We start from the raw sequence: 24,230 nt of genomic DNA, 5'->3' as shown, positions 1-24,230 counted from the left end.
AAGAACGGAGGATGGAAATGTCGAAGCAAATTTTGATTCTTGGCGGCGGATATGGCGGCTTGCTGGCCGCTCTGACGGCTCGTGAACATATGGGCCCGCAGGAAGCTGCGATTACGGTTGTAAACCGCTATGCGACACACCAAATTATTACTGAACTGCACCGGCTGGCTGCAGGCACCATCAGCGAGAAAGCTGTGGCTCTGCCGCTGGAGAAGCTGCTGCGCAACAAGGATATCACGCTGAAGGTGGATACAGTCACTGAAATCAAGCCTGCGGAGCAAAAAGTAGCTCTGGCAAGCGGCGCAACACTCAGCTATGACGCGCTCGTTATCGCTCTGGGCAGCCAAACTGCTTACTTCGGAATCCCTGGATTGGAGCAGTACAGCCTGACGCTGAAATCCGTGGATGAAGCGAACAAAATCCGCGCGCACGTGGAAGCACGTCTGGATGCATACAAGAAATCCGGCAATCCGGCAGATGCTACCATCGTTATCGGCGGCGGCGGTCTGACAGGTGTCGAGCTGGTCGGCGAATACGCGGATAAGCTGCCTGAAGTATGCCGTGCAAAAGGCATCAACTACGATGATATCAACCTGTACTGTGTTGAAGCGGGTCCTTCCATTCTGGCAGGCTTTGCCCAGCCATTGGTTGACCGTGCAGTAACAAGCCTGGAAAAACGCGGCGTTCAGTTCATCACTGGCGTGCCAATCACAGAAATGAAGGCTGACGAGGTGCTGCTGAAGGATGGACGTTCCATCAAGACGAACACCCTCATCTGGACGGGAGGCGTTCAAGGCAATGTGCTGGTTGGAGCATCCGGTATCGACGTAGACCGCGGACGCGCTACAGTAACCGGCACACTGCAATCCACTTCCCACGAGAATATCTTCCTGGCTGGCGACAGCGCGGTTGTGTTCCCTGGCGAAGGGCAGCGTCCATATCCGCCAACGGCACAGCTGGCTTGGCAGATGGGCGAAACGGTTGGCTACAACATCTTCGCACTCTTCAATGGACATCAAATGGAAACCTTCACCCCTGTATTCTCCGGTACACTGGGAAGCCTGGGCAGAACGGACGCCATCGGTACCGTGGGTGCGAACCAGACCCAACTGAAAGGCGCAGTAGCGACTTTGATGAAGGAAGGAAGCAACATCCGCTACCTGTCCCACATCAAAGGCTTGTTTGCGTTAGCTTATTAATATTGAATCCTTATGATCAGGAAACCCGCATCTGCTTCAGGATGCGGGTTTCTTTTTTGACATGCTGTTTAGTCTCTGCCTGCGGCTAATGATGTGTGGCAGGCCCGTGAAATGTGGGAGAGTCATGTCCATTAATGACTAAATAATAAAAAAGCAACTCTGCTAACTGCCAATAAGAATAGTAATAAAAGAGGAATGATGGGTCGTATTGTCCTAAAAAGACGATTTCTGAACCCTGGATACCGCGAAATTGCAGAAACTAGATTTAACAGTGTAAACATGATACGATTTAAACAATCGAATATTTATTTTCTACGGAAGAACTGTGCTAAATTTTTTATTAAGCATGGTTTTTTTTGTTGAGGAGGTTAGAATATTGGAACATTCAGTGGAAAGTATCTCGGAACAAATAAGAAACAGGGTCGATGTAAGATTTTCAGTATTATTGGCTAATTTAGCAGAAGAGTTGGCGTATGACTTCATGTTCGCACCTAAATATAAAATCACTCACAGGTATGACCCGCCTTGGGATTGTTCGGGCATGCTGATCCGGACAAATGAATTGTTTTCAATTGATGAGTATAACAGTGTTGAAGACTTTTTTGATGAGTATACAGGTCAAACTACGGCTAGCTATATGAGTGGTATGGGTTTGTTACATAATAGATTTGAAGAAAAATACGAATATATAATCAGAGAGTTTGTTTTTCAATGTTGTATTGAAGTTCTGTCTGAAATAGATGACAACCTGCTTGTTCAGCTGTTGTTGGAAAATGGACATGATATCTCGGAGATAGATAAAGATGATATTATACAAACGGTCATGGAATATGAGCTTTTTGAAGATCCATTCTGGTATCATTACGAAATTATTGAGCGTGTGAAGCCGATTAGTCTCAAAATGATGATTGCTCATGGTAAAAATGAAGCCATAAAAAAATATCACCTTCAATTGGAAAGGCGGATGAAAGAAGAGGAAAAAATAAGTTTTGAAGAGAAAGGTGCACAAAAGCTTTGGAATAAACTCCAGAAACTATTTAGATTACAAAGGGGATGTCCACTCCCCAAAATTGAAATGAAGGACTATGAAATGTTTCGGAAATTTTTGGACTATAATCAAGTATCGATCGAAGAAAGGATCATTTTAGCTAAGTATCTGGGTGATAAATTTTCCAACAAAGTTTGCATGTGTTTAAGGAATGGACAAAAGCCGGAGTGAGAAATTCACTCCGGCCCTTTTGCCGTGCTGAAAGTAATTAGTTATTGATATTATCCAGTCTGTTGCTGCTGTCGTTCTTATCAAGAATCGTTCCTCTAATTTCAACATCGCTGTATTCGTCCTCAATAGCATCAATGATACCTTGCTTGAAGTCGTACCGTTGGGAAGTGTTCAGATTGCTCCAGTCGTCCTTGTTAACGTAGACTGTTACTTTCACTTCATCTTCGTCGCCGGTAAGTCTAATGTCGAATTTAACATTTTTCCAGTTACCGTAATCATCCCGGATGTCACTCTGAAGGTCACTAATGTCTTTACCAGAGGACTTTTCGTTCAGTGATGCGGTACCCGAGCTTCTTACAGAGATGTCGGCTAACGTACTTCCACCATTGTCATCACGTACGGAACCGGAGATGTCGGCATCTTTGTATTTGTCACGGATGTCGTCCACGATGTCCTGGATCAGGTTCGTTTTCTTGTTGCTGGACAATTTGTTCCATCCAGTCTTGGAGACATTTACACGAAGTGTAACTTTGTCGGAGTTACCGCTCAATTTAATTTCGGCCTTCGTGCTTTCATAATTACCGTAATCATCGTTCAGGTCATCTTCCAGGTCGCCAAGGCTGGTGCTGCTATTGTTGTTGTTTTTCTTGTTGTCATCAATTTGCTTCTGCAGGGCTTCTTTATCCTTCTGAAGCTGGGCGATGGTTGCGTCCTTGGTCGCTGCTTCTGACTTTGCCGTAGCAAGCTGCTGGTTCAAGGTAGTAATCTGATTGTTAAGAGCTGTAATTGCATTCGGATCAACGGCAGGTGCGTTGTCGGTGATCAGAACGCGTTTGTTGGAACCGTCCCATTTTACATCCTTGTTCAGAGCTGTACCTACCATACGCAGCGGCAGGTAAGTTGTACCGTTAATCATGAACGGTTCTGTGGCTGCGTCTGAAGGCACTGTGTTGCCGTTATACACGATGGCAATGTTGTTGTACACCGCTTTGATGGTCTTGGTAGCTTGTGCGGCATATGTAGGCTGCGTTAAAAGCGCTCCGGATACGGCCAAGGCTGACACTGCAGCAATAATGACGGGTTTCTTGAATTTCATGCGTTTGTCTGCTCCTTTTTCTTAAAATGGATGTCCGCTGACGGTGCGGATGACCCGTTTCCCATTCTAGCAAAAGATGGGTAACGAAAAACATACTACTAGAGTACCATTAATAAAAGAAAGAAAACAACATCATTAATGTAACCTGTTGCCAGAATCTTTCTTCTACATGTTAGACGCACAGAGATGGGAATAGGTTGCTGTTAATTGCTTAATTTTAATTATTTTCGAAATCTCCCCGTTTACCAAGCGCAGGCTCCCAGAGATTTTTACAATTTTCAAAAAAACGTTGGCATAATACTTGACATGATAAAGGGCAGGTTTTAACATGTTGCATAATGATAATGATTATCATTATCAAAAAATGGTTGGAGGTGTCTCCATAGACAGAGGAAATCACAGCCAAGTCATGCATTATCCTAAAACCTTGATTTTGGAATGGGGGTGAGTGCCAAAAAACATGAATAATTAAATAACACTAAAGGAGCTTGGTGAAATTGGGGAAATTACATAAAAACAAATGGAAAAAAACGATTAAGATGATTGCCGCTGCATCTTTGCTGGTAAGCGGCTTGTCCGGATTGAGGCCTGTTCATGCGGCAGGAGGTGGGAAGCTGGAAGCACTGGGCAGCGGGATATTGCCAGCCAGCGGAAGCGGATCCATGCATTCTATTAAAGTAACGATTCCGGCATCCACCGTGTTTGACGGAGGAGACCAGCTGTATATCTCGCTTCCCGGAGGCATGGACTTGTCGACAGACTCCAGTGGCAACGTTATCGATCCAATGGATGACAGCGGTTTGAATCGGATCAACATACTGGGCAGCTCCAATCCGCTCAGGGATTTAAACGGCCCGGCTCCGGGTGCACCGACCATCGAAGTTGTAAAGGCGGACGAGGATAGCTTCCTGCTGGAAATACCGGACCGGGGAGAACGTTATACACTGGAGGAGGACGCCTCCTTTGTGATCCAGCTGGGCGATGTTACCTGGGAGGATATGGACGAGGGAGCGGTGGAAGTTAAGTTTGAAGCTCCTGGTCATAGCTCTTTCCCTGCAGGTAAAGTCCCCATAGCTACAGTAGGCGGAGGCAAGGTCGCTGTAACCGCCGGTTCCAAGAAAGGAACGGACAGCGATTACTCATTCAGTCTCACTCTAGAGGAAGCATCCGCCGGGGCGCTTGAGCCGATGAATGGGAGCGTTAGAGTTAAATTGCCGTCAGGATATAAATGGAACATGAATGATAGTATCCGAAAAGTGGAATATGGGTCGACTTATGGACAAGACATGTACTTCCAGCTTACCTCCACGGACGACGAACTGACGGTAGACGTTCTAGGTACGACATGGGAGGACGAGGACGGAGATGGCCGCGTGCAGCCCGTGGAAGTTACCGGGGCAACCTATGAGATGAGTGAATGGACTTTGAGCGGTTTGAAATTTACCTTAACCAAGCCTGGAAATGCCGTTGATGGAGATATAAAAGCCCGAATTAGCGGTGAAGCCGATCTGGATGTGACGGAACTGGTTGTAGGTACTCATGCAAAGTATGGTGTCACTGTGAGTGCGGCATCGGAGAAGCTGCCTTCCATATATGCCGGACGCGAAGAACAGCGGATTTCGGATATCGTCATTAAAGAAGCACTGTATGGAACGCTGCCCGAAGGGCGCACCCTTACCTTGACTCTTCCCGAAGGCGCAGCGTTTCAGAAGGTTTATGAAGGCAGCTCGGAAAGCCCCGCCGGAGAGACCGACAATAAGAATGATTTGGAGCTTGCATTTGTGCGATATACCGGAACGGATGACCGGACAGCTGTATTTGAAATAACCGGAGCATCACCGTCCAGTCCCGGGACATTTTCGCTGCAGGAGATTGATATTGTTACTGCGCCCGATTTTGCGGGAGATCTGACAATGGAAATTGGCGGCAGCGCGGGTGCCAAAGGAAATGTTAAAGCTGCGGATGTTCACGCAGGGCTGACTGTATCTGCATCGGACGTTCCCGATGTGACTATTGGGTTATCAGACCAGGAGGCTGCTGATTTCACCCTGGTTGAGACCGTTGCCGGCGGCCTGAAAGATGGGGAGCGGATCACACTTACCCTTTCTGAAGGGGTGACGTTTGCAGCCACACCTACTGTTGATGTTTATCAAGGGGATTTGCAATTTGAACCGTTGAAGCTGGTAAATAACGACCGGTCGGCTGCTTTTACAATTACGGGCGAGAGCGATGAAAGCACCACCCTTCAGTTCAGTAATGTCATATTCACGTTAGACCGGACGGTTGCCGAAGGGGAGATTGAGTTGAAGGTGGCCCGTTCGACCGAAGTGAGCAGCTACTCTCCGTTTAAAAACCTGGGAAAAGAAGTAAGGGTTCCGCTGGCGCGGGTCACCACTTCGGCTGCGGAAGAGAGCGTTAGCCAGGCCAGCTTTAAAGTCGGGGAAACGATGTATACGGTGAATGGCACAGAGAAGGCAGCGGATGTCGCGCCGTATATCCATGAAGGGCGGACATATCTGGCGCTTCGTTATGTAGCGGATGCGCTTGATGTCTCGGATAACAACGTGTTATGGGACCCTGAAACCAAAACTGTTACCTTAATCAAAGAGTCACGGATCGTACAACTGCAGGCGGGCAACACCACAGCCTCCATAAATGGCGTGCAAATCTCATTAGATGTGCCCATAACCATCAACAATGGAAGGGTGTTTCTTCCTATCCGGTCCACTTCTTTGAGCATGGGAGCTTCTGTAGAGTGGCATGACACATCCAGAGAAGCCAGAGTCGTCAAGAGTTTATGATTCATTCGCCGCCCGGTAAAGGCATGTTTTGTTTTTCTTTCAAAAGTATGCATGAATTTGGCCATCGGGAGCATATTATTATGGTCTACATACATCAAGGGGGGATTCCCATGTATAAACGCCATGTTCCCGAGCCCATACCGGAGGAGAATACGGAGGTATGGTCTTGCACGAATAATGACTGCAACGGGTGGATGCGTACGGGGTTTACGTTCAACGGTGAGCCAAGTTGTCCTCTATGTAACTCGTCCATGACTCAGGAGATCAGAATGCTGCCCATATTGAATGCTGCAGGCAGCTCGTTCCCGGGAGCACGCTCCTGACCGCGGGCCTGAACTTTATAACAGGAAAAGAAATCCAGACGAATTGCCGCTTGCGCAGGCGAATGATTCTGTGCTAAATTGTGTTTAACTATGTTAAGGAGGTGATGGTAGGTGAATTTCGAGATGGTGAACGACCGTATTAGCCAGCTTCCAATTGCTATGGCTGGCATTGTACATGCTTTTTCCGTCAACGGGAGAAGTCTGTCCATTTTTAACCATACGGAAGTTACTATCGCGAGAAGACGCCTACCTTAACCGAACGGATTGCTTTATCCGAAAGGGCCGCAGGCATATTCCTGCGGCCCTTTTTGTGCTGTGCGGGTCAGGGTCTTCATCACCTGAGGAGGACCTATATGATGTATATTGTAAACGGACAACAATTGAAGGCTTATCATGGAGCGAATCTTATTTTGGACGGAGTGGTTTTTGAAATCCATGAAGGCGAGAAGGTGGGGCTGATCGGACGCAACGGCAGCGGGAAAACGACGCTGCTCAAGCTGATTGCGCGCCAGAACAAGCCTGACGAAGGCTTGCTTACACATAAGAAGGATATCCGCATCGGATACCTGCCGCAAATTCCGGAGGAATTCGATGTGATGACGGTCTATGAGACGCTTGCTTATGGTTACCGGGAGCTGCAGGAGTGCCGCCGTCAGATGAACCGGCTGGAGCAGGAGATGTCCCAACCGGGAGCGGCGGATGACGGAGAGCGGATGGAGAAGCTGCTAAAATCTTATTCCACGCTGCAGGAGCGCTTCGAACAGGCCGGCGGCTACGAAATGGAAGCCAACATCGATCAGGTCGCGGACGGACTGGATATACCCAAGTCCGCTTATGATCGCGTCTTCGGCAGCTTGTCAGGGGGCGAGAAGACCAGAATCGTGCTTGCTTCGCAGCTGATCGGGAAGCCGGACCTGCTGCTGTTGGATGAGCCGACCAACCATTTGGATTTGAAAGGGCTGGAATGGCTGGAGCAGTTTCTGCGCAGTTATGCGGGGGCCTGTATGATCGTGTCCCATGACCGCTACTTCCTCGATGCTGTCATCGGTAAAGTGATTGAAATTGAGGACGGTGAGGCGCACACGTACCTGACCAATTACAGCGGTTATGTGCGGGAAAAGGAGGAGCGCCTCCTGATCCAGTTCGCGGATTACCAGGAGCAGCAGAAGCGGATCAAGAAAATGAAGGAAGCCATCCGGCGCTTTGAGGAATGGGGCCGTATCGGCGACAATGAAAAGTTTTTCAAAAAAGCCGCCTCCATCCGCAAAGCGCTGGAACGAATGGAACTGATCAAGCGCCCTGTTTTGGAGCGGCAGAGTGCCGAATTTGACTTGAATCCACAGGACCGTTCGGGCAGAAGGGTGGTGCGCTTTGAAAATCTGCATAAAGCGTACGCTGGACGAACGATCCTAGCCGGTGCCGAGGGCAGCCTTGAGTTTGGCGAAAAGGTCGCGCTGCTCGGAGATAACGGAGCGGGGAAATCCACGCTGCTGCGCCTGCTGCTGGGTCAGGAGCAGCCTGATGCCGGCAGTGTGGAATGGGGTTCGCGCGTGGAGTACGGTTATTTGGCTCAGCAGGGGGAACGGGAGGAGCTTTCAGATACGGTGCTGTCCTTTTTCCGGAGGGAAGCCGGGGTGGAAGAAGGCGAGGCCCGCGGAATTCTGGCGAGGTATCTGTTCTATGGGGCAGACGTCTTCAAGCCTGTACGCATGCTGTCCGGCGGGGAGTGGTCCAGGCTGCGGCTGGCGCTGCTGGTAATGAAAAAGCCCAATCTGCTGCTGCTGGATGAACCGACCAACCACCTGGACATCGATTCGCGGGAGGCTTTGGAGGAGGCTCTTGAGGACTTCCCAGGCACGGTGATGGTCATCTCCCATGACAGGTACTTTGTCAACAAACTCGCGCAACGGGTGTGGGAGCTGGAGCAAGGCCGTGTGACTTCTTACCTGGGAGGGTTCGACGATTACCGGGAGAAGAAGCGTCAGCTCGCAGATGCCCGCAAAAGTCTGGAGGAGCGGGAGGAATCCGCCGCGGTCAAGGGGAAAGGAGCGGCCGGACTCCAGGCGAAAAAAGCGCCGCCAAGCCCTGGCAAAGCGGAAAGCGCTGAGCGGGTCTCGGCTGTCCGGGAGAAGCTGGAACAGCGCATCACTGCCCAGGAAGCAGCGCTGGCCGCTGCGGATGCCGAGCTGGAGCAGGCCGGTGATGATCCGTTTAAGCTGCAGGAGCTGTGGGCGGCCCGTGAGGAGCAGCAAGAACGGCTTGATGCGCTGCTTGCCGAGTGGATTGAACTGGAATAGTTGCGCTGACGCCCCCGGAATGCTTCAATAAATAATGACGATGAACCGGAAGGTTCGATAAAGCAGAAGGGGGAAGCAAGGCAATGACGGACAGAAAAAAAGTCATCATAGACACCGATACGGCAGGGGACGACACGATAGCCCTTCTGACGGCCATGCATTATTTTCAGGTCGAAGGCGTAATGATTACCGGCGGCAATGTGCAGTTTGATCAGCAGGTGGAAAATGCGCTTTATACGATTCAGGTTGCCGGCAAGGGTGGCAGCATCCCGGTATATAAAGGGCATGAGAAGCCGATGCTGGCGATCGGAGAGCAGCGGCACCGGACGGTGGAGGATGTGCACGGCTCGGACGGCATGGGCGGAGCGAACTTTCCGCGTGCGGTGCAGCGGCCGGAGCAGGGACATGCGGTGGATTTTCTGATTGAGAAAATCCATACCCACCCGGGCGAGATTCATCTGCTGGCGATTGCGCCGCTGACCAACATTGCCATGGCCATGCAGAAGGACCCGGCGATCATCCCGAAAATTCCGCACCTGTACATCATGGGCGGAACGAATAATTCCCTGGGCAATATTACGCCTGCGGCGGAATATAATTTCTGGGTTGACCCGGAAGCGGCCAGAATCGTACTGCATTCCGGTGTGCCGATCACCATGGTTGGCTGGGATATGTGCACCCGTTACTCGGTGATGGAGGATGCGAACCACGTGGAAATTGAGCGGATGGGGACGGCGGGAGCGAAGTTTTTTATCGCCATTAATAAAGTTGTTAAGCAATTTAACAAAGAGGTGCACCGGCTGCCGGGCACGACGCATCCGGATACGCTGCTGATGGCAGTCGCGGCCGATGAATCGATCATGACCCGTTCCGGCATGTATCATGTGGACGTGGAGACGGCGGGCGAACTGACTCGCGGCTACAGCCTCGTGGACATCAACAACCGGCTGGAGCGTCCGCGCAACGTCAGAGTGTGCGAAGAAGTGAAGCGGGAGGCATTTACGGCCATGCTCTATGAGGTGCTTGGAGCGATTCGTTAGGTTTTTCAAGATACACAGTGGAAAAACAAAGTACGGTCTCGGGAAGTGATCCTAGGCCACAGGTGAAATTGTTGGACAAAAGGGAAGCAAAAAAAGGACATTTGAGCTATGATAGAAATAATCGTACAGTTGCTTGTTACATGAAAGGATAACTGCGTGTCGGGTCGTACAAGATGAGGCTAGAGGAGTGGATGACATGGCGGATGCATGGAACAAAAAATACGTTTTGAAACACAAAAACGTACCGGTTGCGGAAATTGAGCTTGACGAAGCGACCGGCGCCATTTCCGCTATCGGTGATGTGTACAACGAACGCCACGTTCCCATTGGAATACCGGTCAAAAAAGGACGTGTCGACCGTTCGGCGCTCAATGAATGGTGGCGCGGGCGGGCTATCCCCGCAAGCCGGGACGGCATCAAAGAAGCGCTGCTCGAATTGAAGCTGGCCACCACCCAAAAACTTTTGGATAAAAGTCTGGGCCTCAGCCTGTCCGACAAATATTGGATATGCCCTACGGGTTCCGATGTCGATTGGTCACAGGTCAATTTTTTCGATAACGCTTTTTCCGAGGACGTCGGGAATGTGCTGTTCGGCAGAGGTTTATCTGGAGAAGGGATAAGCTTAATGTCGCCGGATAACACTTCGGATGGCTGGTTAAAAAAGAAATGGGCAATATTGGATGGGAAACGCTGCCTCATCAAGGGCGGAAGCGGCGCGATTCAGCAGGAACCTTATAATGAAGTGCTGGCAAGCCGAGTGATGGATCGTTTGGGCATTCCTCACGTTCCCTATACGCTATGGGTACAAGAGAATTACCCATACAGCGTTTGTGAAAATTTCATCACACCACAGACGGAATTGGTGACGGCATGGCATGTGATGCAAATCCGGCAAAAATCAAATCATATTTCGGTTTATCAGCATTATGTGAATTGCTGCGAGGCGCTCGGCATTCCCGGTATCGTCGATGCGCTGAACCGGATGATTGTCGTGGATTACCTTATTGCCAATGAGGACAGGCATCAAAACAATTTCGGTGTCATTCGGAATGCGGAAACGCTGGAGTGGATCGGAGCCGCCCCGATTTACGACAGTGGCTCCTCTCTTTGGTTTACCAAGCCGCAGGCGCTCATTTCGCCGACAGCCCCATTGACCTGCAAGCCCTTCAAAAATGACCATAACGAGCAAATCAAGCTGGTTACGTCTTTTGACTGGCTAGATTTGTCTCTGCTGCAAGGGCTGGATGAAGAGTTTAGGACAATACTGCAGGATTCATTGTTTATTGAAGAGGCAAGACGCGATGCCCTTTGCTCCGCCTTGCAAAAGCGGGTAGATATGCTGGCCGGGATTGTTCATTCCCGCAAGCCCCGTTTATGGGTGGATGATCGAAGCGCCGATGTCTTGGAGAACACAGCTTACAGCGGTGCGCCATCCGCAGAAGACGGATCCGACTGAGTAGCCCCCGGAGGCCATTGTTGCCGTTTTTTTCGCTTCAATCTATTTTTTCGTCTGTTTGCTTGAAAAAAATGTTTTGTTAATTACTTAAAACCGCTTAGCAGTAGTTAAGCGGTTTTTTCAATTCGGATACGCTATTGGTTAGCAATCACCTGATTACATTTCAGAATAAACAATACTATTCATTTATTTGGTAGTATAATATTGGTTGGTAATTACGATTGCAAAGGAGCAAAGAACGTGGTAATTCCAGTCAAACCGAAAACATTTATCGGCTCATCTAGGGAAGCTATAGAATATGCAAATGCTGTTCACAACCAGTTAAAGCGTCTATCCCATGTTAATCCATGGTACGCAGGTGTATTTGGTGCAAACCAATATACGATGGAATCTCTGGAAACCGAACTGGACAATAATGATTTTGCTGTTTTTATATTTGCTCCTGACGATGTTGCACTTTATCGAGAGAAGTATGTTTTTATTACTAGGGATAATACTTTATTCGAAATGGGCCTTTTTTGGGGTAGACTGAGACGAAAACGTGTATTTGCCCTCATTCCAACCGATGTGCAGAAGCGAACTGACCTTATTGAAGGCGAACCTGTAAAGGAGCTTCACATACTTTCCGATCTACAAGGCATGACTCTGCTGGATTATGATTACAGCCAGGAAAATAAAGATGCTGCCGTTTCAACAGCCTGCCAAGCAATTCAAAAGGTTATTCAGCAGGAAGGCCATTTTGAAGATCCTTTGGAACTTCTGGCTATAAAGGAAGAAGAACTTCAACAAAAGCAGAGTATTCTACACTTTTTCTGGGAATACAATAAGAATGTATCTGTTATTGAAGGAGAGGGGAGATATAATGCCCTCAGTGAAGCTGTTCGTAATTCAATCATTCCTCCCGATAGGTTCCGTGTCACTGGAGCAGCTTTCTGGAAAAAGCAAGGGATTGATGGTCTTGCTCAAGTTGGAGGTAATGTTGGGAAGGGGCGTTTCTTTCCTTTTAATGCCAACCAGAACAAAGCAGATGGGGATCGGCTCATTTATGTTCTGGATGTTTATTTTAGTGGTAAATTTTCTTTTTTTAAAAGACAAGAAGTTGCTCAAGTATATGTGTTATGTTATCCTTTGGATCAAGAACATGTACTTTCTGTGCATTTCACTGGTCAGAAAGGTTTGGAAGAATCTGATTTGCCAGATATCATTACAATTAATGCTGAATTATTAAGTGTAATTACTCATTTAGTTGGAGGGGATTCCGTATGATACGCGATAATTTAACAGGGCGTCATGGAACCACCGAAAATGAAGTTATTAGGATAGATCGTGAGGTCGAAACTAAACTTAAAGGCGTAATTTACCATGATGTTAACAGTGGAAAAAAGTATGTTGGACCTTCTGTTGATGAAGAAGATAAAGTGTATATTAAGGTTTTAAGCGGCGATGTAGATCGGAAAAAACCATCGTTCGCATAAAATAGATAACAGTAGAATGTAGAAACGCCTCTTCTTACTGAAAATCTAAATTCATAAAAAACAAAGGCTACGGTCAGTGAACCGGGCCTTTGTTTCTTATGAAGAATAATTGTATAAGGTGAGGACCGGCATGCACCGGTTCTTTTTCATTTCATCGATAGGTCGATAAAAATTACTGATACATTGGGAACTCTATTATCTTGCCACAAAAGGCGTGGATTTTCTGCTCGGGAGATTTTTAGGTGCTAAATTTAACTCATATATGCTGTTGACCGCTGTTCAATTTGGGGTGTACTATTATCTATAAACAAACACTAAATTTTGGTTTTTGTTTGTGTGGTATAGGGGGTGAGTCTGGTTTGAAGTCAGGCGATACAATTCGTGAAACACTCAGTACATACATGCAGAAACATAATTTAAGTTTCACTCAATTTTCAAGTATTTCTAATGTGAATGCCGGTACGTTGAGTCGGATGCTTCAAGGCACAAAACCTATTTCACTCCGACAATTGGAGTCGATTACATCAGCGATGGAATTACCTGAAGATTTTTTCTTTGAATCATATGTTGAAGAATGCTTCGCTTTTTCCCCGAGCATGCGGCGGATTCGTCCCTTTATTTTTCGGTGTGCGGAACTGAACCGCTTGGATTGCATCGAACGGATTGTTCATCGATTATTGGAGGATCTCTCATACACATCCATTTTGTTTGATGTAGCGGAAGCCCTATTCGCTTCTGATCTAAGACAAGCTGCGGCTTTAATTTATACCCAGGTAAGCGAAGCGGAAAGATTCCAGCACTCAGAAAGATTGGCCATTTGCCGTTATCGGCTGTTCGAGCTCTCGTTGGGGGATGACCTGGAGGAGAATTTAAGATCGGCTATTTTATTTGAGCCGTATGTGAGCCGTTTGGATGAAGCGGATCAGCTTGATGCATTGAAAGAGTTGATTCATGTTTTGATGACCGCTCATAAGTGGAAAAAGGTAGATGAACTGGCAGTGGAAATGCTGCGAGTCGCTACGCTCCAGTATGAGCAGCCTTCAACTGAACGCAAACCAAAACAGCCATTCTATTTTTATATTTTGTATGGTTTGCTTTTTCGTTCCACTGTTTGTGAAGAATTCCAGGATTATGATGGGGCATTAAGTTATGTTTCGAAGTATGAACAAGGAGAATTGTGGGTTCGCGAGGATGACGAAGAAGCACGTCGGTACATCCACCAGTTTGCTGAATGGGCAACTGCCAATAGATTTTTGTACCGGTTACTATCTGGTCAAGCCGAGGCGTTAGGAGAATACGCAGATTTTGTAGCCACTCGTCCAGCGGAAATCTTTATTGCTTTGGGCTATATGGTCAAAGCGGCTAATCGCTTTGATTTTGATATTGATCACATATTGGAGCGTTTTACGGCGTATATTCCATCTATGGAGATGGAGGGGAAATATGGTCCGTATAACAACTCTGTAGTAAAGGAAAAACTCGCCCGATTTTTTAGTGATTTAGCAATATATCGATTCAAAAGGGGCCATGATCATGCAGTAAATTCCATACTCGAAGGTTTGCGACTATCGGTTAGAATCAACAGTATAAAGAACATTCTTAACGGTTTGACACTATTTGAAATGTACCGGGATTGGGCGAGCGAGGAAGAAAAGAAGGATTTCAAATTGCTGTCAGGTGAGGTGAATCGGATCAATGAGAAAAATAAACATTTGGTTATCTTTAGTTACGAGTAGTTTTGTAGTTATAGTTGTTACTACGATTGCATCTACATTAGGTCATGGGGCGGGCGGAGGATAAAGGAGCAGGAATGTAGTTCAGTAGGCGCCGTTCCGGATTGTGAGAAGGCTTCGCCTCCAATAAAAGCTAAAATCTGCAAAGGCATCCTCTTTTGGGGATGTTTTTTGTTTATTCAAGGCTATTTGAGAGAAGCAGCATTATGCCTGGCGGAACGGAGCGGATGACTTTGATTCCAGTAAATGGTGACATGTCTTCCCTATGCGGTTCAATTATTTGACATAAAAACCTAAAATATCACACAAGGAGGGGTGAAGCAATGACAAGCAGTTCCAAAGTAATTCTACGAATCCAAATTGAGCGGGCGCGGCAAAAATTGCATCTGCTGGTGCAGGAGTGCGGTGAACTGAGTCATCCAAGAATAATCAAGCAATCCATGCAGCTGGACGAGCTGATCAATCGGTATAATCGAACAGAGAAAGAGAAACTAAAAAAGCCGATTGCTTAAACAATCGACTTTGGGCGAGAAACTTTTGCCGGGTTCCCTCGCCCTTTTATATTATCAGATATTTGAATGCAGTGGTAATTTAATTTCATTTTTGCCATACAATTTGTACTTTCCAATGTGTAAATTTTTTATAAAAAGAGGTGTGAGCATGCTGGAATCGCTCGAATCTTTGGCAGAGCCCTTAATTCGAACGCGCATAGAGTTATTATACAATCACTTGTCTCATTCGCAGCCAGATTATCGTCAGCAGATCGAAGAATGTGATAGTTACTTTCAAGCTATTGGCCAAGCAGTACCCGACGATTTGAAGCATACGATATTGCTTTACGAAGACACCCAGTTATCCATACAGTCCTACCTGGAAAGAGAAATCTATATGCAAGGCTTCCGGGATGCACTTCAGTTAATTAATGTATTACACCGGAACCGATAATGAAAGGTGTCTTTCTCCTTGACGTTAATGAGTTCCAATAACCGGTGTTACGTCGTCTGGAAAGTCCAAGTTTTGCTGCTATTTGTTTATTATTAAGGGTGGGAGACTCATGAAGCTGATCAGCCGAATAGTAATAGGCATGGTATTTGGTGCAATAGCGTCAATTGCAGCTTCTTTGGTGGTTAATCTTCTCGGCGGAATGGTTGGATATACCAGCTTGAAATTTTTTTCTGCCATCATTCCCGCTGCCATAACATTTGCTGTTATTGGTGCAATTATAACAAAAAAACATTTTTCCAACATTACCCTGTGGGTCGTTAGTGTAATCATAGCTTGGATTTGCGTTTTTCTTATCAATACGGTAGGAACCATAATCAGAAGCTACCTTGATTTTGGTAGCTGGATAACGGATCCGCGATTCTTAATTCCTTATGCTTTACTCATGGCAACGATAATGCTTCCAGTCACTGGACCGCTAACAAGGTACTCCATTTATCTACTTAATCGCTTGCTTCACTGGCTTAGAATTGCATAATGACTTGAGTTACTCAAAAATGGAACAGCTATACAGCGGTCAGGTACTGCCGCCGCAGCAACCTGCTTATGCTCCGTACATGGTCTTGTAAAATGAAACAAGGTGCCCCATACGAAAATGGAGCACCTTGTCAACAGGATCGAAATTATTCAGCAGTTTTGATAAACACACCGTATTCCTTGATAATCTGCTTGGTGTTTGGTTTAACCTCCTGCTTATCATACACCGTTTCTTCGGCAGGAATAGAGGGATCTTCAGACTCTACACGATAAAATTCGCCGTAATGAGTACCAATACTTTCAACTTTACTAAGTAGTGTGTCCATTTCTTCCTCAGATAACACTTTCCCCTCATCAAAGCCGCTAACCCCCGGCAGAATGGTTCCCTCATGTTGTCTGTCGGTATCAGCAAAGGACACTGACTTCACAGCAACGGTTGTCCCAATTAAGGCCACTGCGACTAACGATAAAACAACTAATTCTTTCTTTTTCAAAAAAATGCCTCCTTATTGATAGTAAGCACGTACATACCCATTCCCGGTGGTTTTTCTTGTCTCGCGCTGCTTTCCACGTAATGCACAAGGTAACTATACCCACGGCAATACTCACCAGCTTATCGCTGATCTCCAGGAAATTCTGCACTAATGCAAGAAGTGACACGGTGCCACCCCCTCTCGGGTTAGCTTCACCGTGTCTTTACCCACCGGTTACTCTGTCCTTCCAATTATACCATTATTTCCAGCTATTAAGCTATTTGAATACAAAAGCATATAGTATTGAATTCGTTATTACATGAACTCTTTTTTCGTTGTCTTCCATGGGGGAATACCAAACTGACATCGTTTGGATGTCTATTATTTTGGACATAATTTCTAATTACTGATTGGTTTCTTATATTACGGAATTGGGTAATTGTTTTTGGAAACCGGGAGTCGGAAGGACAGGAGGAATGAGGATGAGAAGAATAGGCAAAATGCCGGCTGTTCTGGCCGCACTGCTGCTCTTGACAACGCTGCTTGCTGCTTGTGGGCAGGATCGGGCAGCGAACGGCAAGGTGCAGGTGGAGTTTTTCCAGAACAAACCCGAGGCGAAAGCATCGTTTGACAAGCTGATTGCCCAATTCAATCAGGAAAATCCCGATGTCGAAGTGACACAGGTGAATCCGCCGGATGCGGAGACGGTGCTCATGACGCGGGTGGTCAAAGAAGACGTGCCTGATGTTATCGCGCTTGGCGCGACAGATACATATTCGGTGCTGGCCAACAGCGGGATTTTTGCGGACCTGACTGCCAGCCCGCTCGTGGACAAGGTTGAACCGGCTTATGTGCAGATGCTGAAGGATGTTACCGGCATGCAGGAAATTACAGGCATTCCTTTCGCGGCAAATGCAAATGGCGTCATGTACAACAAGGCGCTGTTTCGTGACATGGGGCTGAGCGTTCCACGCACCTGGGACGAGCTGATCACCACGGCGCAGAAGATCAAGGATGCGGGGAAAATCCCTTTTTATTATACATACAAGGATGACTGGCAGACGAACCTGCCCTTCAACCAGCTTGCCCCGAACCTGGTCGGGATTGATTTCTTTCTGAAGCGCAGGGAGAACCAGGTCACATTTCAGGAGAAATTCCACGAAATTGCGGAGAAGCAGCTGGAGCTGCTGCACTTCGGACACAGCGATAACTTCGGCAAGTCCTATGCGGACGGTAACCGTGCTTTTGCGAACGGGGAAGCTTACATGTACATTCAGGGCACCTGGGCGATCCCGGAAATCCGCAAGGCCAATCCGGATATTGAGCTTGGATTCTTTCCGCTCCCTACGGGAGATAACGCAGAGAAGAACAAGCTGATCTCCGGCGTGGATACACTGTTTACCATCGCGGAGGATTCGCCGCATAAGGCGGAGGCGGAGCGGTTCATTGATTTCCTGCTCGATCCGGCACACAGCAAGCAGTACATTACCGAGCAGACGATGTTTTCCGCTGTGAAGGGTGTGGTACAGGACGACCCGGCTGTAGCGGGGCTTCAGCCTTATCTGAAGAGCGGGCGGATCGTTGATTTTGCGGACCACTATATTCCGGCGGCCGTACAGCTTAACTCCATCGTCCAGGCTTTCCTGCAGGACAGGGATATCGATCATTATTTGAAAACGCTTGATACCGAATGGGATAAAGTGGCGAACCGCCGTTAATCCGGCGTGATTCCCAAGGAGGATGAAAGATGAGAAAGCGTCTGCTGCCTTTTTACTGGATGACCGTGCCTGCCGTTGTTTTATTCTTCACATTTCTGACCCTGCCCGCTTTGCAGGGCGTGTATTACTCGCTGACGAATTATAACGGCTTTGGCGATAACTACGATTTCGTCGGATTGAAGAATTACATCAATCTTTTTCAGGATAATAATGTTGGCAATGCTTACTGGTTTACGTTCAAATTTTCCGTGGTGGTTACGATCCTCATCAACATTCTAAGCCTGCTGATCGCGCTTGGCCTGAATGCCAGAATCAAGTTTCGCAATTTCTTTCGCGGCATTTATTTTCTGCCCAACATTTTGAGCGTTCTGATTGTGGGATACATATTCAACTATCTGTTCTCGAATGTGTTCACGGTGTGGGGGCAGTATCTGGGGATTGAAGCCTTATCCACCAATATCCTGGGCAGCGAAAGCCACGCCTGGATCGGGGTTGTCATCGTGGCCGTCTGGCAGGGAATCGCTTTTAATACAATTCTCTATCTGGCGGGCCTGCAGACGATACCCACCAGCCTGTATGAAGCCTCGAATCTGGACGGGGCCAGCAAATGGCGCGAGTTCTGGAGCATTACCTTTCCGCTGATTGCGCCGTTCTTCACGATTAATATGGTGCTGGCGATGAAAAACTCGCTGATGGTGTTCGACCAGATCGTCGCCCTGACGAACGGAGGACCCGGGCGCGCGACGCAGTCCATCTCGCACCTGATATTCACAGGGGGATTTGAGGGAGGGGAATTTGCCTATCAGTCGGCCAACTCGGTCATTTACTTTATCGTGATCGCACTCATCTCCTTCGCACAGCTCAGATTCCTGCAGAGAAGGGAGATGAACATGTAATGACTAGGAGACGTACAAATTGGATTGTCATGCTTCTGGTGGCGCTTGGCACCATCTTGATTCTGTTTCCATTATATATGACCGTGACGATTGCGCTGAAAAATCCGGAGCAAATGCGCCAGTCTATATTCGCCTTTCCTGCAGTGCCGCAATGGGATAACTTTGCCCGTGCCGTGGAAATGACCAACTTCTTTCAGGCCTTCGGCAACAGCGTACTCGTCACGACGGCTACCGTCATCCTGACCCTGCTGTCCAACTCGCTGGTTGCTTACGCGATTGCCCGCAATATGCAGCGGAGGTTTTTTAAGGGCTTGTACTTCTATTTCGTCAGCGCCATGTTCATCCCGTTTCCAATCATCATGCTGCCGATTGTCAAACTGGCGGCAGGACTCAACATGACGAATCTTGTAGGTCTCATACTGCTGCATACGGTATACGGTCTGGCTTTCAACGTATTCGTCTATGTGGGCTACATCCGCTCCATACCGGAAGCGCTGGAGGAGGCGGCTCGTGTGGATGGGGCCACGACGTGGGGCACCTTCTGGCGTATCATTTTCCCATTGATGGCGCCGATCAGCGCCACCGTCGGCATTCTGACCTGTTTGTCCACGTACAATGACTTTCTGCTGCCTCTGATCATCATCAGCGACCAGGAGCAGTACACGCTGCCGCTTGTACAGTACGTATTCCAGGGACAGTTCAACACCGATTTCAATCTGGCGTTCGCCTCGTATCTGATGGCGCTGCTGCCGATGATCATCGTGTACCTGTTTGCGCAGAAATGGATTATTAACGGGGTTACGCAGGGCTCGGTAAAGTAATATTGATGAAAAGGGGAGTGCCCCAATGGTCCAACGACTTGGGGCACTATTTTTTTCGTTATTGCAAGACGCTCAAAAGGCGATCTCTCGCTGTTCCGCGCATATCCTGTGCCGTGAGAAAAATTAAGAGAAGCGCACGAGCGTTCTTCCTCGCGATTGTCCCTGTAGAATACCTGCCAGGGAGCCGGGCAGAGCTTCCAGAGACACTTCCTTCTCCACAAGCAGCTCAGGCTGCTGTGGCTTCAGGTCCCCTGCCAGCCGTTCCCAAATCTGCAGCCGCGTATCATATGGGCAGAAGACGGAGTCGATGCCAAGCAGACTGACGCCGCGCAGAATGAACGGATGCACGGTGGTTGGCACGCCGCCTCCGCCTGTAAGTCCGCTGACGGCGACGGAGCCGCCATAGGCGATGCGGCTCAGGACAGCAGCGAGCGATGGGCCGCCGACCGGATCGATGGCGGCCTGCCAAAGCTGCTTGTCGAGCGCCTTGATGCGGCCGCCGTCATAGACCTCGTCCCGGGACAGCATTTCATGCGCTCCAAGAGAGCGCAAGTAGTCATGGGCATCGGCCTTGCCTGTGCTTGCGGCCACCTCATAGCCCGCCCGGGACAGCAGGGCCACGGCTGCAGCACCCACGCCGCCGGTTGCCCCGGTGACGAGCACCTTCCCTTTGCCGGGGGCCATTCCGTGCTGCTCCAGCCGGTCGATTGAGAGAGCGGCGGTAAAACCGGCAGTGCCGAAAATCATCGCCTCCCGCAGCGACAAGCCCTCAGGGAGGGGCACGACCCACTCGGCGGGAACGCGCACATACTCGCTGAAGCCGCCAAAATGGGTGACGCCCAGCCCGTAGCCGGTGACGAGCACCGCTTGCCCTTCCTCATACCGGCTATCTGTGGAGGACACGACTGTGCCCGAGCAGTCGATGCCGGGGACGAACGGATAAGAGGTGACGATTTTGCCGTCCGGTGTGCCCGCAAGCCCGTCTTTATAATTTACGCTGGAGTAAGCGGTCTTGATCAGCACCTCCCCTTCCGGCAGATCCTCAAGGGAAAGCTGGGATATGCCCATGGTGAATTTATCCTTGTTATCAACAACAAGTGCCCTGAATGTCAGAGTCATAGAACGACCTTCTTTCGTATTTTTTTCAGTGAAACGGAGAAGACCTCTACAGAGAACCAATAGTCGTTATCTATGCTAGACCACCCTTTTGCAGCAGTCAAACGATGATATCACACGTAGCCTCCGTTTTTTCAATATTTCTGAAAGTATAAACTTCCTGTCATTGGCTTTCTGAAATCACAAGAAAAACTTCCGCATAAATGCGAGTTGACTTCTTTGAAAATACGACGACAGACGCTTTTCTTACAATAGATGATCCTCAGAAAACGCGGTTCTATAGCGGCTTGTGGCAGGCTATAAACGAACATAATCATTTTTGATGAAAGTGATAAATCATATTTTATGGCTTTTTTCATCTATTTACAAAAATCTGCTGCATTTTCAATTTGGATGTGCTAACATACCCCTTGATCTAAAAATAGCTTAACAGAGAAAGGTGACATCATTGACTGCTAAAGCATTAAATAAAGGCTCGTCGCTGCCGGGGAGCCAGTTGAACATTTTCCGTTTGACCTGGCCTATTTTCCTGGAGTTGTTCCTGTTCATGCTGATGGGAAGCATGGATACCTTCATGCTCAGCTCCGTCTCCGATGATGCGGTATCCGGAGTGGGTGCGGCGAACCAGATTATTTCCATTGCCATTCTTGTCCTGGAAGTCATCGGCAACGGTGCTGCCATCGTTGTCGCACAATATATCGGTTCCAAGAAATTGATTGAAGCGGCCCGCGTCACGGGCACGGCTATTACGTTAAACCTGATGGTGGGTCTGCTGCTGAGCGCGATCTTCCTGCTGTTCGGCACGCACATGCTGCAGTGGCTGAACGTCCAGGGTGAAATTCTCGCTTACGCGCAGTCCTATATGAGCATTGTCGGCGGAGCCATCTTCCTGCAGGCGCTGATCAACGCGCTGGCGGCGACGATCCGTACGCACGGTTTTACCAAGGAAACGATGTATATTTCCGTGCTCATGAATGTCATCCACGTGGTCGGCAACTATGCGCTGATCTTTGGCAACTTCGGCGCTCCTGCGTTGGGTGTGGAAGGTGCGGCCATCTCCACCGTCGGCAGCCGCCTGATCTGTCTCTTGATCTTCTTCTGGCTGATGTACAGAGTGACGGAAGTGCGTGTTCAGCTTATTTATTATGTGAAATTGTCCAAGGATTATATTGTTAAAATATTGCGTATCGGCATTCCGTCGGCGCTGGAATCCATCACATACCAGTCCTGCCAGCTCGTGTTCACCCTCTATGTAACCTATCTGGGGGCTGAAGCGATGGCGACACGGCAGTATGCTTTGAATATTTCCAGCTACATTTATCTGTTCAGCATGGCGGTTGGTATGGGGACGGCCATTATCGTAGGCCGCTTGGTCGGAGCAAGAGAGAAGGACGCCGCTTATGCGCGTGTGCTGAAAAGCGCCAAATGGGCGCTCATCGTTACGGTGACAATTGATCTAATCGTGGTTGCTTTCCGGGTTCCGCTCATGGGGATCTTTACGGATAATCCTGAAATTATCCGTCTTGGCGCACAGGTGCTCCTGCTCAGTCTCCTGCTGGAGAGCGGACGCACCACCAACATTGTCATCATCAGCTCCCTGCGCGCAGCCGGGGATGCGAAATTCCCGGTGTTCATGGGCCTCATCTCCATGGTGTGCATGAGCCTTCCGCTCGGCTATCTGCTTGTGTTCAAGCTCAATATGGGGCTGGCGGGAGTATGGCTTGCCATCGCCGCAGATGAGTGGACTCGCGCGGTCGTCATGTACTTCCGCTGGAAAAGCCGGGTTTGGGAGAAGCATGGACTTGTTGAGCATGAATCTGCCGACAAGCCTGCAGCTGCTGCACCTGCAATTTAACACCTTGCTGCTGTCATTAATAACCTTCGTCTGTCAGAGGGAGCCTCCGATTGGCCTCCTGGCGGCGGAGGTTTTTTTGAATTATTACCCTGTTTACCAAAAATAGAATAGTAAATTTACTAAAAAAAACGTATACTCATTTACGATTATGTTTATTGAACAGGCGATAAGGCCATAAGGGGATTTAGAGATGAAGAAATTGACCATTGCGGATGTGGCACGGGAGGCGGGAGTGTCCAAAAGCACGGTTTCCCAGTTCTTGAATAAACGTTACAAATATATGAGCGATGAGACCAAGGCCAGAATCGAGCAGGTCATCAAGGAATTGAATTATCAGCCTAACGGCCTGGCCAGAAGCCTGAAGCACAATCGCACCTACATGGCAGGAGTCATCGTCGGCAATCTGGAGTATACACTGTCGATCCAAAGCATCCGTGCTATTGAAAATGAGCTGCAGCAGTACGGCATTCAAGTTATTGTCTGCAATGCGGATGAAAATCCCGATAAGGAAAGCCGGCACATTGACATGCTGCTGGCCCGTCAGGTGGACGGACTGGTCATTTTTCCGACAGGGCAGAATGCGGAGACCTACAACAGGCTTGTGGAAGAGAAGTTTCCTCTCGTATTCATCGACAGGCTGGTGGAAGGAGTCAACACGCAAAGCCTGCTTCTTGATAACGAGATGGCCGTCAAAATTGGTATCCAGGAGCTGACCGAGCATGGTCATACCCGTATCGCGCTGGTGACCCTCCCCATCGGGGAGCACAGGATCACACCAAGAGTTGAGCGGGTGAGCGGATATAAAAAAGGAATGGAGGAGCAGGGTCTTCCCCTTCGGCAGGAGTATATGCACAGTGTGCCACGGGAGGAGATTAGCGCCACGTTGGACCGGCTGTTCGCGCTGGAGGAGCCGCCGACTGCCCTGCTGGCCGGCAACGACATTGTGCTGGCCGAGATGCTTCAGTTTGTGAACGCCAGGGGGCTGAGCATTCCGGAGGATGTGTCCATTGTGGGCATCGATGATGCTCAGTTCGCACATATCTATAACCCTGCGATTACGACGATCCGCCAGCCTGCGGCGGATATCGGGAGACAGGCAGCGCGTGCCCTGATGAGCTCCATCGAAGAACGGGACAGCGCCGTACCGATCATCTACCGGTTCGTGCCGTCACTGGTGCGCGGGAAGTCTGTACGCAGCTTGAATGGTGTTTAGAGTGATCTTGCTTGAAAAAC

21 protein-coding genes are annotated in these 24,230 nt (G+C 48.6%); 18 read left to right on the top strand and 3 right to left on the bottom strand.

The window, feature by feature from the left end; translation table 11 throughout:
- Nucleotides 1-17 precede the first annotated feature (17 nt).
- Entirely contained in the window at nucleotides 18-1,199 is a 1,182-nt protein-coding gene (locus ACE5KN_RS08555) for an NAD(P)/FAD-dependent oxidoreductase (protein WP_375525718.1), read from the top strand.
- A 376-nt stretch (nucleotides 1,200-1,575) separates the two neighbouring features.
- The gene (locus ACE5KN_RS08550; RefSeq protein WP_375525719.1) at nucleotides 1,576-2,418 is read left to right on the top strand and encodes a hypothetical protein; all 843 of its coding nucleotides are present in this window, start codon (nucleotides 1,576-1,578) and stop codon (nucleotides 2,416-2,418) included.
- Nucleotides 2,419-2,455: 37 nt separating this feature from the next.
- On the opposite strand, the gene ACE5KN_RS08545 is transcribed toward ACE5KN_RS08550, so the two are convergent.
- Nucleotides 2,456-3,514 carry a stalk domain-containing protein gene (locus tag ACE5KN_RS08545; protein ID WP_375525720.1) on the bottom strand — a complete coding sequence of 353 codons (1,059 nt, stop codon included), beginning with the start codon at nucleotides 3,512-3,514 and terminating at the stop codon, nucleotides 2,456-2,458.
- A gap of 497 nt (nucleotides 3,515-4,011) precedes the next feature.
- Between ACE5KN_RS08545 and ACE5KN_RS08540 the strand changes: the two genes are divergently transcribed.
- The 11 genes from ACE5KN_RS08540 (at nucleotide 4,012) to ACE5KN_RS08490 (ending at nucleotide 16,119) form a co-directional block, all read left to right on the top strand.
- Entirely contained in the window at nucleotides 4,012-6,315 is a 2,304-nt protein-coding gene (locus ACE5KN_RS08540) for a copper amine oxidase N-terminal domain-containing protein (protein ID WP_375525721.1), read from the top strand.
- Between the two features lie 110 nt (nucleotides 6,316-6,425).
- On the top strand, nucleotides 6,426-6,638 hold the full coding sequence (locus ACE5KN_RS08535) for a cold-shock protein (protein WP_375525722.1): 213 nt from the start codon (nucleotides 6,426-6,428) through the stop codon (nucleotides 6,636-6,638).
- Nucleotides 6,639-6,749: 111 nt separating this feature from the next.
- Nucleotides 6,750-6,893: an RAxF-45 family protein gene (locus ACE5KN_RS08530; protein WP_355322539.1), complete on the top strand. Its 144-nt coding sequence runs from the start codon at nucleotides 6,750-6,752 to the stop codon at nucleotides 6,891-6,893.
- A 101-nt stretch (nucleotides 6,894-6,994) separates the two neighbouring features.
- A complete protein-coding gene (abc-f, locus tag ACE5KN_RS08525; RefSeq protein WP_375525841.1) occupies nucleotides 6,995-8,935 on the top strand; it encodes a ribosomal protection-like ABC-F family protein in 1,941 nt (646 codons plus the stop codon).
- Nucleotides 8,936-9,018: 83 nt separating this feature from the next.
- On the top strand, nucleotides 9,019-9,975 hold the full coding sequence (locus ACE5KN_RS08520; protein ID WP_375525723.1) for a nucleoside hydrolase: 957 nt from the start codon (nucleotides 9,019-9,021) through the stop codon (nucleotides 9,973-9,975).
- Nucleotides 9,976-10,171: 196 nt separating this feature from the next.
- Complete coding sequence (locus ACE5KN_RS08515; protein ID WP_375525724.1) at nucleotides 10,172-11,431, top strand: HipA domain-containing protein; 1,260 nt, start codon at nucleotides 10,172-10,174, stop codon at nucleotides 11,429-11,431.
- Nucleotides 11,432-11,671: 240 nt separating this feature from the next.
- Nucleotides 11,672-12,697, top strand: coding sequence for a TIR domain-containing protein (locus ACE5KN_RS08510; protein ID WP_375525725.1), 1,026 nt, complete (start codon nucleotides 11,672-11,674; stop codon nucleotides 12,695-12,697).
- Nucleotides 12,694-12,906, top strand: a complete 213-nt coding sequence (locus ACE5KN_RS08505) for a hypothetical protein (protein ID WP_375525726.1) — start codon at nucleotides 12,694-12,696, stop codon at nucleotides 12,904-12,906. Before ACE5KN_RS08510 ends, ACE5KN_RS08505 begins: the two co-directional genes overlap by 4 nt.
- A gap of 359 nt (nucleotides 12,907-13,265) precedes the next feature.
- Entirely contained in the window at nucleotides 13,266-14,642 is a 1,377-nt protein-coding gene (locus tag ACE5KN_RS08500) for a helix-turn-helix domain-containing protein (RefSeq protein WP_375525727.1), read from the top strand.
- A gap of 320 nt (nucleotides 14,643-14,962) precedes the next feature.
- Nucleotides 14,963-15,151 (top strand): aspartyl-phosphate phosphatase Spo0E family protein, encoded by a 189-nt coding sequence (locus tag ACE5KN_RS08495; protein WP_375525728.1) that lies wholly within the window; start codon nucleotides 14,963-14,965, stop codon nucleotides 15,149-15,151.
- Nucleotides 15,152-15,693: 542 nt separating this feature from the next.
- Nucleotides 15,694-16,119 (top strand): hypothetical protein, encoded by a 426-nt coding sequence (locus tag ACE5KN_RS08490; protein WP_375525729.1) that lies wholly within the window; start codon nucleotides 15,694-15,696, stop codon nucleotides 16,117-16,119.
- Between the two features lie 145 nt (nucleotides 16,120-16,264).
- Here the strand turns inward: ACE5KN_RS08490 and ACE5KN_RS08485 are convergent, their stop codons facing one another.
- Nucleotides 16,265-16,612 carry a hypothetical protein gene (locus ACE5KN_RS08485; RefSeq protein ID WP_375525730.1) on the bottom strand — a complete coding sequence of 116 codons (348 nt, stop codon included), beginning with the start codon at nucleotides 16,610-16,612 and terminating at the stop codon, nucleotides 16,265-16,267.
- A 461-nt stretch (nucleotides 16,613-17,073) separates the two neighbouring features.
- On the opposite strand from ACE5KN_RS08485, the gene ACE5KN_RS08480 reads away from it, so the two are divergent.
- Genes ACE5KN_RS08480 through ACE5KN_RS08470 form a run of 3 tightly spaced genes read left to right on the top strand, consistent with a single transcriptional unit; the run spans nucleotide 17,074 to nucleotide 20,026 of the window.
- Nucleotides 17,074-18,309: an ABC transporter substrate-binding protein gene (locus ACE5KN_RS08480; protein ID WP_375525731.1), complete on the top strand. Its 1,236-nt coding sequence runs from the start codon at nucleotides 17,074-17,076 to the stop codon at nucleotides 18,307-18,309.
- Between the two features lie 29 nt (nucleotides 18,310-18,338).
- Nucleotides 18,339-19,205, top strand: a complete 867-nt coding sequence (locus tag ACE5KN_RS08475) for a carbohydrate ABC transporter permease (RefSeq protein WP_375525732.1) — start codon at nucleotides 18,339-18,341, stop codon at nucleotides 19,203-19,205.
- On the top strand, nucleotides 19,205-20,026 hold the full coding sequence (locus ACE5KN_RS08470; protein ID WP_375525733.1) for a carbohydrate ABC transporter permease: 822 nt from the start codon (nucleotides 19,205-19,207) through the stop codon (nucleotides 20,024-20,026). The genes ACE5KN_RS08475 and ACE5KN_RS08470 overlap by 1 nt, the downstream gene beginning before the upstream one ends.
- 123 nt (nucleotides 20,027-20,149) lie before the next feature.
- Here the strand turns inward: ACE5KN_RS08470 and ACE5KN_RS08465 are convergent, their stop codons facing one another.
- Nucleotides 20,150-21,145, bottom strand: a complete 996-nt coding sequence (locus ACE5KN_RS08465) for an acrylyl-CoA reductase family protein (RefSeq protein ID WP_375525734.1) — start codon at nucleotides 21,143-21,145, stop codon at nucleotides 20,150-20,152.
- 445 nt (nucleotides 21,146-21,590) lie between these two features.
- On the opposite strand from ACE5KN_RS08465, the gene ACE5KN_RS08460 reads away from it, so the two are divergent.
- Both ACE5KN_RS08460 and ACE5KN_RS08455 read left to right on the top strand, forming a co-directional pair.
- Nucleotides 21,591-22,997, top strand: coding sequence for an MATE family efflux transporter (locus ACE5KN_RS08460; protein ID WP_375525735.1), 1,407 nt, complete (start codon nucleotides 21,591-21,593; stop codon nucleotides 22,995-22,997).
- Nucleotides 22,998-23,187: 190 nt separating this feature from the next.
- The gene (locus ACE5KN_RS08455) at nucleotides 23,188-24,210 is read left to right on the top strand and encodes a LacI family DNA-binding transcriptional regulator (protein WP_375525736.1); all 1,023 of its coding nucleotides are present in this window, start codon (nucleotides 23,188-23,190) and stop codon (nucleotides 24,208-24,210) included.
- Nucleotides 24,211-24,230: the final 20 nt, after the last annotated feature.

The sequence above is a fragment of the Paenibacillus terreus genome (genome assembly GCF_042138595.1).
Taxonomy (GTDB): Bacteria; Bacillota; Bacilli; order Paenibacillales; family Paenibacillaceae; genus Paenibacillus; species Paenibacillus terreus.
The sequence above is the reverse complement of the archived record's forward strand: the minus strand, read 5'-3'. Positions and strand labels throughout refer to the sequence as shown.